At 45.3% G+C, this 12,921-nt stretch carries 14 protein-coding genes; 6 read left to right on the top strand and 8 right to left on the bottom strand.

Annotated elements, in window-relative coordinates; all coding sequences use genetic code 11:
- Positions 1-187 precede the first annotated feature (187 nt).
- From IPL83_15175 to IPL83_15165, 3 genes are read right to left on the bottom strand one after another with little or no spacing between them, the layout of a single operon-like run.
- Positions 188-1,216: an aspartate-semialdehyde dehydrogenase gene (locus IPL83_15175; GenBank protein MBK9040480.1), complete on the bottom strand. Its 1,029-nt coding sequence runs from the start codon at positions 1,214-1,216 to the stop codon at positions 188-190.
- Entirely contained in the window at positions 1,213-2,070 is an 858-nt protein-coding gene (pssA, locus tag IPL83_15170) for a CDP-diacylglycerol--serine O-phosphatidyltransferase (protein ID MBK9040479.1), read from the bottom strand. The genes IPL83_15175 and pssA overlap by 4 nt, the downstream gene beginning before the upstream one ends.
- 35 nt (positions 2,071-2,105) lie before the next feature.
- Complete coding sequence (locus IPL83_15165; GenBank protein MBK9040478.1) at positions 2,106-2,741, bottom strand: hypothetical protein; 636 nt, start codon at positions 2,739-2,741, stop codon at positions 2,106-2,108.
- Between the two features lie 199 nt (positions 2,742-2,940).
- Here IPL83_15165 and IPL83_15160 point away from each other — a divergent pair, with 199 nt between their 5' ends.
- Positions 2,941-3,822 (top strand): hypothetical protein, encoded by an 882-nt coding sequence (locus IPL83_15160; protein MBK9040477.1) that lies wholly within the window; start codon positions 2,941-2,943, stop codon positions 3,820-3,822.
- Here IPL83_15160 and IPL83_15155 read toward each other — a convergent pair.
- Positions 3,797-4,321, bottom strand: coding sequence for a hypothetical protein (locus IPL83_15155; GenBank protein MBK9040476.1), 525 nt, complete (start codon positions 4,319-4,321; stop codon positions 3,797-3,799). The two genes, IPL83_15160 and IPL83_15155, sit on opposite strands and share 26 nt — an antisense overlap.
- Positions 4,322-4,516: 195 nt before the next feature.
- A complete protein-coding gene (locus IPL83_15150; protein ID MBK9040475.1) occupies positions 4,517-5,293 on the bottom strand; it encodes a hypothetical protein in 777 nt (258 codons plus the stop codon).
- A 245-nt stretch (positions 5,294-5,538) separates the two neighbouring features.
- On the opposite strand from IPL83_15150, the gene IPL83_15145 reads away from it, so the two are divergent.
- Entirely contained in the window at positions 5,539-6,279 is a 741-nt protein-coding gene (locus IPL83_15145; protein ID MBK9040474.1) for a thioredoxin domain-containing protein, read from the top strand.
- Between the two features lie 50 nt (positions 6,280-6,329).
- On the opposite strand, the gene IPL83_15140 is transcribed toward IPL83_15145, so the two are convergent.
- Positions 6,330-7,115, bottom strand: a complete 786-nt coding sequence (locus tag IPL83_15140) for a DNA/RNA nuclease SfsA (GenBank protein MBK9040473.1) — start codon at positions 7,113-7,115, stop codon at positions 6,330-6,332.
- 167 nt (positions 7,116-7,282) lie between these two features.
- On the opposite strand from IPL83_15140, the gene lipA reads away from it, so the two are divergent.
- From lipA to lipB, 4 genes are all read left to right on the top strand, one after another.
- Entirely contained in the window at positions 7,283-8,242 is a 960-nt protein-coding gene (gene lipA / locus IPL83_15135) for a lipoyl synthase (protein MBK9040472.1), read from the top strand.
- A 93-nt stretch (positions 8,243-8,335) separates the two neighbouring features.
- Entirely contained in the window at positions 8,336-9,700 is a 1,365-nt protein-coding gene (locus IPL83_15130) for a 2-oxo acid dehydrogenase subunit E2 (GenBank protein MBK9040471.1), read from the top strand.
- A gap of 30 nt (positions 9,701-9,730) precedes the next feature.
- Positions 9,731-11,185, top strand: coding sequence for a dihydrolipoyl dehydrogenase (gene lpdA, locus IPL83_15125; GenBank protein MBK9040470.1), 1,455 nt, complete (start codon positions 9,731-9,733; stop codon positions 11,183-11,185).
- Positions 11,178-11,879 carry a lipoyl(octanoyl) transferase LipB gene (gene lipB, locus IPL83_15120; protein MBK9040469.1) on the top strand — a complete coding sequence of 234 codons (702 nt, stop codon included), beginning with the start codon at positions 11,178-11,180 and terminating at the stop codon, positions 11,877-11,879. Before lpdA ends, lipB begins: the two co-directional genes overlap by 8 nt.
- Here the strand turns inward: lipB and IPL83_15115 are convergent, their stop codons facing one another.
- Both IPL83_15115 and IPL83_15110 read right to left on the bottom strand, forming a co-directional pair.
- Positions 11,880-12,275, bottom strand: a complete 396-nt coding sequence (locus tag IPL83_15115; GenBank protein ID MBK9040468.1) for a biopolymer transporter ExbD — start codon at positions 12,273-12,275, stop codon at positions 11,880-11,882.
- A gap of 11 nt (positions 12,276-12,286) precedes the next feature.
- Positions 12,287-12,919 carry a MotA/TolQ/ExbB proton channel family protein gene (locus IPL83_15110; GenBank protein ID MBK9040467.1) on the bottom strand — a complete coding sequence of 211 codons (633 nt, stop codon included), beginning with the start codon at positions 12,917-12,919 and terminating at the stop codon, positions 12,287-12,289.
- Positions 12,920-12,921: the final 2 nt, after the last annotated feature.

The raw sequence follows: 12,921 nt of genomic DNA, 5'->3' as shown, positions 1-12,921 counted from the left end.
AGTAACCAACACAGGCCCCCCACCGAAAGCAACCCCAATAAACTTAAACTGTTGGAAACAGGCTTAAATCTCATTGAGACCATTCGATCATGCTTTGTGCCTCTTGTCAAAAATCATGAATCGAGCAGGGGCCGACGATCATCTAGTATTCGCCCTCACCTCAGTAGCAGAGTGAGAAGGAGGGCAATCAAAGTCTAAAAATTTTCTCGGCGATTCGGATACCATTAAGAGCAGCACCCACACGAAGATTATCAGCCACAATCCACATCACCCAAGTCAGTGGATCGTCAAAATCCCGGTGAATTCGCCCAATATAAACGGGGTCATGACCTGAGGCCTGCCGTGTCGTAGGATATAGAGCTTCCTGCGGATTATCCAGAATCTCAACTGCAGAAAGATGGGACCAGGATCTTAAAAGGTCGGCCCGTTCGACATTTTTATTAAGCTTCACCCAGGCAACCTCAGAATGTCCGTTGAGAGTGGGAACCCTCACGGTAAAAGCACTGACACTTAGTTTGGGATCTCTCAATATTTTTTTTGTCTCTTTGATAATTTTCAATTCTTCACTCGAAAATCCGTTGCTATCGAAGCCACCGATGTGTGGTAGACAGTTGAACGCAATGGGATGCGGGAAAACCTGAGGGATATGATGAGTGTCTCTCTCTGTATTTGAATTCATACTCAATTCTGACTTGAGCTGTGCGATGAGCTCGTCCCGCGCCGCCTTTCCTGCTCCACTCACGGACTGGTAGGTGGCCACTTTGATTTGGGAGATTCCAAAGTCCTTCTGCAGCGGCGCAAGGGCCATGACCAACTGAATCGTTGAGCAGTTGGGGTTGGCAATCAGGGTGGGTGAACTGGAAGTGGAAAGAAGGTCTCCATTGATTTCGGGAACGATCAGATGAACATTTGAGTCCATCCGAAAGGCAGCTGAGTTATCAATGGCAAATGAGCCTTCAGAAACGGCCCTAGGGCCCCACTCCTTGCTAATTTCGTCCCCAGACGAAAAAAACGCCAAATCCAAACCTTCAAAACAACCAGCCTCTAAAGTTTCAATCGTCCAATTTTTACCGAGACACCCGACTTGCTTTCCCTTGCTTTCATTGCTTGCAAAGAGCTTGAGCTTCTTAATTGGAAAGCGACGTTGTTCAATCAGGCGAAGAAATTCTTCACCGACCATTCCTGTTGCACCAATGACTCCTACGTTTAAACTCATGTGCCCTCCTCAATTTCTTCGTGAAGGTCATCTTCATGAACAGCAAGCGCATTCTCACTCTCTTCGTCACCTTCAGAGGAGGCTTCTGTTTTTCTGAGGGGCCGACCAAGGCGCAATACCCCGAAAACGGCACCAAGTATGGCGTAGGTTAAAAACAAGACAAATAACATCACTTCAGGTCTTATTGCGATGAGCGCTAGAATAAATACTCCGAGAACCAAATAAGCAAAAGGCAACCTTCGTTTTAATTCGATGTCTTTAAAACTTCGATATCTAAAGGTAGAGACCATCACGAAGCCGAGCAGGAAGGTCATAGCCAAAATCCAATGATTACGGTGGGCAAGAATCTCAAGGTCCTGCAGGGCCATAACGGAGCTGGCGACGATTCCAGCAGCCATAGGGATTGGTAGGCCTTGAAAATAGGATTTTTCAATTATATTTTGTTGAACATTGAATCGAGCCAACCTCAGAGCTCCGCAGGCGACAAAGAAAAAGCTGGCCAACCATCCAACGCGTCCAAAGGGCTGTAGGGACCACAAATACAGAAGTAGAGCGGGAGCAATTCCAAAACTGACAAGATCGCAAAGGGAGTCGTATTCGGCTCCAAATTTGCTGGTAGAATGCGTGAGTCGAGCGACCCTTCCATCAAGAAGATCGAAAACTGCAGCGGCCACAATAGCATATGCGGCATGTGTGAAATTTCCCTTGATAGCATGAACGATCCCATAAAAACCAAAAAACATGTTCATGGTCGTCAGAAGATTTGGCAGAACATAGATGTGCATTGTAAGTCGTCGACGAAGACGTTTCGTCCCTTGATTTAAACGATTAAAAGGACGCTGTGGTTGATTCATAATTGTTGTTTCCCTGTCGACAGAAAGCATTTTGTTTAAAATCCTCCGAATAAATAAAACAGCAACCACAATCCGATTGAGCTAACCACCGGAAAGGTAAAATTATCATCCAGTTTAAATATAGGAATGAGTTCAGCAAAGGCTCCAATGAGCCCCGAAAGAATGCTGACGATGAGAATTCGGTCAATCATGATTTTGTGCACGAAAAAAAAGAAACCCGCGATGACGGAGCAACAAATAAAGGCTGTAACAAAACCCTGGAGACTTTTTTCTCCCATTATTTTGTCTTTGCCGTAGAGGACTCCCACATATCCAGCAAGAGGATCAGCTATGGCCAAAAAGATGAGAGCAAGCGTGACGATAGGCTTTGGAAACAAAAACATAATGAGAAAGGTTCCACTCAGTAAATAGGTAGTTCCCGCTAAGGAATTGCGTTCATGTTCCCTCATGAATGCGTAAAAAACTGAAACCAAAAAGTTATTTACGTCTGGGAAATAACTGCGCATGATATCAAAAACAACAAATAAACATGTGAAAAAAGTGATGAGCTGAAGAGCCATTGAGCGGCTCACATTGTGATAGATGACAAGGATCAAAAGAACTCCAAGAAAATGCCATAACTTTCGAGCGAGGTGAATATCTGATCGTTGTTTTAAAAAATGTCCGCCCATTTCCAATGAATTTCCCTCGTTTTGCTTGAGGCTCATTCGCGGCACTTACCTGTCACTCAATTCGCAAGACTAACAAGCTGAATTGACTCGAGTTTCCATGCACTCCCGAAGACCCCGTCAAATCCTTTTTAGAGCTTTTTGAATCGATTGGCTAGTAAAACATAAAGATAATAATTTCAGATACTTACGAAGGCCAAAAATGGTCTTGGGGTTGCAATTAGATGAAACAGGAGGAAGAATTTTGCAAATCTATCAGCGGTTTTTAGCCCTCTTTTTGATCCTATTTCTCAATCTTAGCCATTCTGCCTTTGGTTCGGAGGTTCGGATTGCGGCGGTTGTCAGCGAGCATTGGGGCTATTTGCAAGATGTTAGCGGTGAAAGGGAACTTCAAATTGTCGAAATGGAGATGGTCGAGCGGCCCCCCAGCAAAGAGGGAGTTTCTTTTAATAGTCTTATTTTTGTACCGGAACTAGAAAAGGAGTTCCAAGGCAAGTACGAGAAGCAATTTGGCTATACTGTTTCGGAGCAAAGTTTAAATGTTTCGCGGAGCTCCTATTTGCAGCAAAATTTCTCAGGAATAAATGAATCTCCGGAACTACAAAATGCGAGAGAGAGGGCCTATGGAGAGTATGTGGTCCGGCGCCTCATGGAGTATCATGCTGACCGGTATGCGAAAGCGAGTCCAAGTATAAGGCCAGTTTACGAAGCCAAAGAGAGATTGAGTAATATTAAAATCGAGGTCAAAAGGGGCTATAGATTAAAAATTCATTATTCTCTGAGCGGGAATTACTTGGATTTGGACTTTGAGAATCCTCTGGATATCGAAACCAAATGTATTTTTCAAATGGATGAAAACTCCCTAGGACCTGGGGTGATTGATGAAGCGACATTAAAGATCAGGTACACCTTGACTCGTTCGGTCGCGTTAGGATCCTACTATGGATTTCGCGCAGGACAGTTTTCTTTGGCCGGGTACAAAGCTCTTGAGAACGGCATTTCAACTTCAATCACTGGTTCAACCTACATTGAAGATTCTAGCAAGGAAAATAAGCTTATTATTGGACTGTCTTGGAATTATTAATTGATCGACGTACCAGACTGAAATTGCTAGATAATTTTGATTTTCCATTTTCCTCCCAGCTGATGAGGAACTGGTTTTTTCCAATTGTGAGATAGATGTAGTCCGAGGTGAATAAATTGGTTTGAGGTACAAAGACGGTCGCTAGGAAACCATTTGTTTGGTTGACGATTTGTGGATTCTCCAGTCGGGTGGGCTCCTTGGATTCTGTCTGGCAGAGTCGGCCCACCAAACGGACTTGCCTTGCTTGTGTTTCTATCTCAGGCGCGAGGCCGCTCACGAGGCAATCAATATTAATTGTATCAATTTGATCACTTACAGTGAGGAGATGGGAACTTTCCACAACGCTGACCATGCCAGTTGGCTCACGATTCACTTTTGTTTGAATTTCAGTGCCATCTATTTTTGGAGGGTGAAGGGTAGACCAGGCCACTCCGCCCAGAGCTATGACTGCGGTCCCAGTAACAAGAATCAGATTTTGCAAATGCTTGCCTTGTACCACTGAAGGTGATCGGATTTCGTTCGACAGGGCTTTAATTTGCCTTAAGCTCTGCGACAAACATGCACGAACCAAGGGGTCGTCAAATGAAATTCAAATGTGATTCATTTTAAATCGCCATAATCATTTATGGGCTAATGCCAGAATCTATAATTGAGACGTCGAAATTAGAGACGTTTCGGAATATGGGGAACTCAGTCATTTGTCAGGATCGAGGTTTTCCAATTCTGAGTCTTCCTGGTGAGCGCTCTTGTTTTCAATGATTTTCTTTTCATCTTTTTTGGCCTTTTCTATTGCGTCTTTATCGATGGCTTCTTGCACAAGTTTGGCGGCCCTGGCGCTGCGCGTGGCTTCGTCGGTTCCTTCCTCTTTGAGAATGGTTTCGGCCATCTCGGAAGGATTTTTGCTTCTGTACATGCTTCGGAGTCGCCGTTCATTCCTAACGGATTCAGGAACGACAATTTTGGCATCGCGAATGAACTCAATGAGCTTTTTGAAGTCCTCCTTTTTGCTGATTTCAGGTCGAATTTCACTCATCACATTTTCCAGCAAAAATAGACTTGTGCTGCGGTACACTGATGAAATTTTATCATTCGTTAGTGAGCGAACTGATTCTTGAGTGAGACTCGTCAGGGTATCTTCAAAAGCGTTATAGTTGTTCAATTCTGATCTCACAAAGGGTATGAGTTTGGCGAGCATGTTGTCATCGTTGGGGCGTGATAAGATGAATTTTAAAGCGTTGCGCAAGACTTCTATGGCTTGTCGATCGGCCTCTTCTGAGTTCTTTCCCTTTTTTTGTCTATCAAGATAGGCCTTCTTAGAGGCCGTGATCCGGTCCCTGACTGAAGTCTTCATTTCATCGTAGTCTTTGATCTGTAGCTCGCTATATTTAAAATTCTCGGCTAAAGTTTGAGCGGGGAACAGAGCATTGCAGACAAAAAGGGACAGAAAGTAAAAACAGAAGCGCCCCCGCATTTGATATCTCCTCATTTTTGAATTGCCCACCAGGGTCCAACACAAAAGGTAAAGTTAGTTGGGGCGGCTATCAAGGACGCGTGAGAATTTGACATAGAGCGGCCACAAGGCAGTCAACAAAAAATCTACTGCCACACCTTCTGAAGTTATGACACAATGACCAAATCGCTGAACATTCACCATTAACTAGGAGTCGTCCCTTGAGAAGTTTTGTCTTACTCTCTTTAAGTCTTGCCGTTGCGGCCATTGGTTTTGGCTGTTCCCCCTCTCCATCCGAACTCAAAAAAGTGGTGGAAAATAATCCGGATATCGTTTTTGGAGCCATTGAGAAGCATCCTGACAAGTTTATTGAAGTGGTGAATAAAGCTGCTCGTGAGGCCCAATCAAAGGCGAGAGAAAATGAAGCAAAAGCTGAGCAGACTCGAATGGAAGAGGAGTTTAAGAACCCAAAGGTTCCGACAATATCTGATAGTCGTGTGGTTTTTGGGACGAAAGGTGCTCCAATCACTATCATTGAATACTCTGATTTCCAGTGTCCATACTGTTCTAAAGGATATGAGACAGTAAAAAAGGTATTACAGGAGTATGCTGGGAAGGTTCAGGTCATCTACAAACACCTGCCTCTGGATTTTCACCCCCTTGCAGAGCCTGCTGCCAAGTATTTTGAAGCCATTGCCCTTCAAGACAAGTCTAAAGCCGAAAAATTTCATGATGCTATTTTTGACAATCAAAAGGGGCTAAGCGAAGGCAAAGAAGGCTTTCTTGAAAAAACAGCGAAATCTGTTGGTGTTGATATGGGTAAATTGAAGAAAGATCTTACGAGTGAGAGCGTAAAGGAAGTTATCCGTGCAGACATGGAGGAAGCAAGAAAATTTGATTTCTCGGGAACTCCGGGATTCCTTGTAAATGGCGTATCTCTCAAAGGGGCCTATCCATTTGAAGAATTCAAAAAGATCATCGATCGGCAGCTTGAGAGTAAAAAGTAGAATTTTTCCTCTTTGAGTTGTTGAGTTCCGGACTTCTAAATTGAAGGTGTTTAAGTCTCCCCCTTATCTGTCAGAAAGGGGGAGATTTGTATTTTTAGAGGTCGGGATGGATTCAGCTCAATGCCTTCTGCGAGCAAGAGGCATGGGATTGCTGTCACGACCAAGCCCTTGTCTATAGCCTGGGCGAGAAGCCTGGCATATTCTGGATCAATGTCTAAGGCAGGACAGAACAGATCGCAGTCTTCTCTTTGCACAGTAAAGAAAATTTCGGCGGAGTGGCCTTTTGCCAGTAGGGTCATGAGTTCCCTCAAATGCTTGCGTCCCCTTTCCGTCTGGGCGTCGGGGAATTGCGCCTGTCTACCTCGAGCAAGCGTGACATTTTTGATTTCGACAAAATGGAATTTTTGATTTTCAAAATCTGCGATGGACAAGCGTTGCTCGGGAGACGAGGGCACGAAGTTATTTTTCCATAGAACTAAGTCAATTCTGGAATCAGGGCTGATTTTCACCTCACGTTGGCCAAATTCTATCCCTTTCCAATGAGGAATAGAACGAGTTGAAAAGGCCTCCCACACCAAATGGTTGCTAAGACCTGTGTTTATTCCGACCCAGCTGGCGGGGGACTTGATCATTTGCAGTGTGTATTTGAGCTTTCGTTTGGGACTGTTAAGGTAAGTCATTCGGCATGGACTGCCAGGGTCCAGGCAACCCATCAGACTGCCTGTATTCGGAACATGAGCCGTGACTATGGACGAATCAGAAAGCTGGATGTCTGCAAAAAACCTTTTATAGCGTTTTAACAATCTGCCACTTTTTAGCAAACCCTGGAATTTCATGTGTCATCCCTCCATTCAAGGAGGTTATCTTTAAATTCTATTGCGGAGTATTATCAAGTTTCCTTATGGTTCAAGCATGGACAATTGATGAGGCGGTAGATAAAACCAGCCTTATTGAAGGCCGTACAGACTTAGCTTCTGCGGTCAGATGAGAGGAGAAAACAGATATGCTGCATGACTCCCCGGGCGGAGGGTTATCGCCTAAAGAGGGCCAACCAAAGCCACATTGGCTAAAAGTTCGAGCTCCGGGCGGCGAAAACTATCTTGCCATCAAAGAATTACTTGGCACTTTGAGCCTTGCGACGGTTTGTCAGCAAGCCAGATGCCCAAATATGGGAGAATGTTGGAGTGGCGGAACAGCGACCTTTATGCTGTTGGGTGAGGTTTGTACTCGTGGGTGTCGCTTTTGTGCTGTTAAGACAGGCAATCCACGAGGAGCACTTGATGAGAATGAACCTGAAAAGGTAGGCTACGCAATAAGTCAAATGGGTCTTAAATATGTGGTTTTAACCAGCGTGGACCGTGACGATTTACCCGATGAAGGTTCAGGTCACTTTGCACGGACTGTCAGCGTTATAAAGGAAAATTCTCCTGACCTTATTGTCGAGGTTCTAACACCCGATTTTCGCGGTTGCTCCTCACATATCGAGAAAATTGTGCGAGCTGGGCCAAATGTTTTTGCCCACAATCTGGAAACTGTGGAGCGATTGCAGCGTCCCGTTCGAGATCCACGAGCAGGTTATTCACAGTCTCTCAAAGTGTTGGAGTTGGTTAAGGAGCTAGATTCAGGTTCTCACACAAAGACCTCGCTTATGTTGGGATTGGGCGAAAGGGAGGAAGAGATCATGAAGACGCTTCATGATCTTCGTGCCATTGACTGTGATGTCGTTACGTTTGGTCAGTACCTTCAACCAACGAAAAGACACTTGCGAGTGGAAAAATTCTATCGGCCGGAAGAGTTTCAATTTTGGAAACAGACGGCCGAGGAACTTGGCTTTTTATACGTTGCAAGCGGTCCTTTGGTGAGAAGTTCTTATCGAGCGGGGGAGTTTTTTATGCGTGGAATGATTGAGAAACGGCGCCGAACGCAGACCCAGACTCTTGGTATCGAACGCAATGAAAAGTGAGGAAGAGCTCAATTTCGAGGATTCAACCAATTGGGAATTACCCCAATTATATTTTTTTGATTCAATACAAAAAATTTCAACTGGAGAGTAAAAATGGCGATTCAAGAAGTGAAGTTACCGGATATCGGAGAGGGCGTAACTGAAGGGGAGTTGGTAAAGTGGCTCGTGAAATCGGGGGATCGGGTCGCTGCCGACCAACCAGTTGCAGAGGTACTCACAGACAAGGCAACTGTCGAAATTCCGACTCCGATTGCGGGAGTCGTAAAAATGCTTCTTCGCAAAGAGGGAGATATCATTCCGATAGAAACGGCTATGTTGTCTTTGGAAACGGGGGATATTGGAGATACTGAGAAGGTTTCATCATCATCGCCAGCTCCAAAAACTCCACAAGTTTCTTCTCAATCGCTTTCGGTTTCTCCAATGGATCAGGGTTTGAATGTCGCAACTGGCTCAGTCAAATCTCCAGGTGATTTGGCTCTTTCAGTTCTCAGTGCATCACCCGATATCTATCCTCCTGTGGCTGATTTCAGAACTTTGGCCACCCCGGGAACTCGCCGTCTGGCGCGTGAATCGGGAGTCGACATTAACAACATCAGTGGTTCTGGTCAATTGGGGCGAGTGACGAGAGAAGATGTGGTAAAGGCCAAGAACATGACGAGTGGAGTCGGTGCCACTGTGGCAGGACGTCCGACAGTTGTAGGGCATGTCAAAGAGTCAAACATTCAACGACCGTCTTACCAGGGACCTGTAGGAGCTCCAGAAGAGCGTATTCCTTTGCGAGGCATTCGTAAGAAAATAGCAGAGAACCTGCAATTGGCTAAGCAGATCGTTCCCCATTTTACCTTAATGGAAGAGGTCGACGTCACCGAACTTGTCAAGTTTCGGGAGCAAGCTAAATCTGTTGGCGACAAGGTCGGAGTTAAGGTCACGTATTTGCCCTTTGTTATTAAGGCATTGATAGCGACAATTCGTAAGTACCCAATGTTTAATGCTTCGATTGACGATGCGGCTTCTGAAGTTGTCTATAAAAATTATTTTAATATTGGATTTGCAGCAGACACGCCAAATGGCTTGCTGGTTCCAGTTATTAAAAATGCCAATCAGAAAACTATTTTGGATCTCAGTCGGGAGATTTCAGAATTGGCAGGTCAAGCTCGTGATGGAAAGTTGCCCCTTGAGTCGATGAAGGGTGCAACAATTACGATAACTAATATTGGCAGTGTTGGTGGTGTTTATGCGACGCCGATAATCAATCACCCCGAGGTCGCCATTTTGGGAATGTATAAAATTTCTGATCGACCTATTTGGAAGAATAATCAGTGGGTGCCTGCTAAGTTCATGAATTATACAATTACTTGTGACCATCGCTTGATTGATGGGGCTGTTGCGGCAAATTTTATGAGGGATTTTGCTGCAAGGATCGAAAGCCCATCACAGTTAATGTTAGAGATGGTTTGATTTATTTCTCAAGAAATAAGGGAGGATTTTGTGAGCCAGATTTTTGATGTTTGCGTAATCGGTGCTGGTCCTGGTGGTTACGTGGCTGCCATACGTGCAGCTCAGAAGGGGCTTAATACGGTGATCATCGAACGTGAGGCATTGGGAGGGGTCTGTTTAAATATTGGATGCATTCCTTCGAAAGCGATGATTACAGCGGCCCACTTTCTTCATCGAGCCAAGCACGATGCTCCCGAGATGGGATTCGAGATCAAAGGAGACATCACGGTCAACATGAAGAAACTCGTCAGCTGGAAGAAATCAGTTTGCGACAAGATGTCAGGTGGCGTCGGCATGTTGTTAAAAGCCAATAGAGTCAAGATTATGAAGGGCGATGCGAGCTTTGTTACAGCTCAGGAATTGAGCGTGAAATCATCAGGCGGCACTGAGAAAATCAGGGCCAAGCATTATATCATTGCTACAGGCTCTCGCCCTATTGAGATACCCGGCTTTGCCTTCGATGAAAAGTGGATTTTGTCTTCGACAGGAGCTTTGGATCTAGACCATATACCGGAACGAATCGCGGTCATCGGTGGTGGCTACATAGGACTGGAAATCAGTTCTTATCTTGCGAAGTTAGGATCTGAAGTGGAGGTGTTGGAAGCAACATCAGGATTACTCGTAGGAGCTGCTGATCCAGATTGCGTGCAAGTGGTTCAGCGTCGTTTGGCGAAGAACGGTGTAAAAATTCATCTGGGTGCAAAGGCGAAATCCTATAAGGTATCAGGGAGGGCTGTTGAGGTTAGCTTTGAGGTGAAGGGCAAGGAAGAGAAAATCAAAGTTGATAAAGTGTTGGTGACAGTGGGTCGACGCCCCTGTTCTGATCAAATGAATTTAAGGGGTATAGGTCTTGCGATTGATGAGAAAGGATTTATTAAGGTAAATGCTCAACGGCGCACGAATCTGGGGCATATTTTTGCCATCGGAGATATTGCTGGTCAGCCCATGTTGGCACACAAGGCAAGTCATGAGGGGGTTTTGGTTGCTGAGGTGATCGCTGGGGTGAATCGGGCCTACGATGCGAAGGCTGTTCCAGCAGTTATCTTTACTGATCCTGAAATTGCCTCTGCTGGCTGGACAGAAGAGGAGTGTAAAGCAAATGGGATTGTTGATTTAAAGGTGGGCAAGTTTCCCTTTGCAGCCAACGGTCGGGCGGTTTCAATGATGGAAACCGACGGATTTGTTAAGGTTATTGCAGACGCTAAGACTCATTTGATATTGGGAGTTCATATCGTCGGGCCAGAAGCCAGTAACCTTATCAGTGAGGCGGTTTTGGCTCTTGAGACGGGGGCAACACTTGAGGATTTAGCACTTACGATTCATCCACATCCCACATTGGGCGAAACCATGATGGAAGCTGCTGAAGCAGCGCTGGGTCATGCCATTCATATCATTCAGCGCCCCCTCAGTAAGGGAAACGGATCTAACGTGAGGGCTGATGTTTGAAGTTGAATCTGCTCGCAATTTATCGACAAAGGGAGAGCTATCTCCCTTTGTGATTGAGGACTGGGGGCTAATTGTCTACCAGGAGGCTGTGCAGAAGCAGATGGAATTGGTTCAGGCGGTCAAGAATGGCAGCAAGCCAGACACCCTTGTCTTTTGTCAACATCACCCAGTCGTGACCTTGGGGCGCGCCACAGAGGAAGAAGATATTCAAGGTTGGCAAGGAGAGATCCATGAAGCTTCACGGGGAGGCAGGGCTACTTATCATGGCCCCAGTCAGCTCGTGGTTTACCCTATTTTTTCGCTGGAACGAGAAAGAGGTTATCTGGCACGTCCGAGGGATGTGCACAGCTATTTGAGATGCCTTGAAGCTTGTTTGGTAGCAAGCTTAGTTTCATACGAATTGCCCGCGGAAGTTAAATCAGTGGGTGTTATGGACAATACGAGTTTACGAATGACGGGAGTCTGGGTTGGAAATAGGAAAATAGCTTCTATTGGAGTTTCTATACGTTCTTGGGTTACCTACCATGGCCTTGCATTGAATGTGGACCTGGATCCTCAGGCCTTTCAAGGAATAAAGCCCTGTGGATTTGATTCCTCCACAATGGTTTCAATGGAGGAGCTTCTGGGTTATCAAATTGATCGTAAGGAATTAAAGCAGAGGATCCTTACTCAATTTCTTCTCTCCTTTTCATGATTACTTTTTATCGATCGTGATAGCGAATTTTTTTACGCCAGCTTCCTTGATGAGATCTATCATGGCCACGACTTGGCCGTGAGACACGTCTCGGTCTGCCGAGATGATCGCTTGAATATCTGGTTCCGTCTTTGAGATATTAGACGCGTAGATGCTAATTTCCTCATTTACAACCACTCGGCCATTGAGAAAGATTTTTCCTTCATTTGTCATTGTGATGGTTAACTGCGAGGGAGTGGAGTCACTTCCGCTTGCTGCTTTTGGAAGGTTGATATTTATACTCGGTTTCATAATCAGCGGGGTTGTAACCATAAAAATAATCAATACGACAAGGGTAATATCAACGAAAGGCACGATATTAATATCGGAGATTGTGCCGTCTTCATCTTCAGACATTCTTCCAGCCATTAGGTTTTTCCTTTGATTGATTTGGCATAGGCTATACAAAGGTCTCGGACGCCCTCAAGTCCTTGAAAAATAGAACGGACCTGTTTGTTGTAATAATTGTACGCAACCACAGCCGGAATGGCGACGATAAGCCCGATAGCGGTCGCCACCAGTGCTTTTGAAATGCCAATCATCACGGCTGCGGCATCGCCTTGGCTTGTGGCCAACCCGCGAAATGCGTCCATGATTCCAAAAACTGTACCGAGAAGGCCAATAAAAGGGGCGTTTGAGCCAACTGTTGCAAGAAAATTCAAATGTTTCTCAAGTTGGTGGCGCTCAAGGCGAGCATAAGAATTAAATATTTCCTCCAGCCCCACACAGCCATTTGCTTTGATATGCCTCAAGCCGTAAGAGAGAGCTCGACCCTCTAAAGTGTCGCGATCTCGACCGAGATCTTCTATCTCAAGCAAATTATTACTATGTAAGGTCTCGCGAATTCGGTCTCTTGTTTTGCGGCTGGAGATACGCACCTGCCTGATCGAAAGGTATCGCTCCAAAATGAAAGCCACACTCAAGACACTGAGAGTGACAAGTACCCAAAGTGTGATTTCGTGGCCCGCTTCTGCTATTAAAAAAAATTTATCAGTTAACATGT

Source organism: Bdellovibrionales bacterium (assembly GCA_016716765.1).
In the GTDB taxonomy this organism is placed as follows: domain Bacteria; phylum Bdellovibrionota; class Bdellovibrionia; order Bdellovibrionales; family UBA1609; genus JADJVA01.
This window is presented reverse-complemented; position numbering and strand designations above follow the sequence as displayed.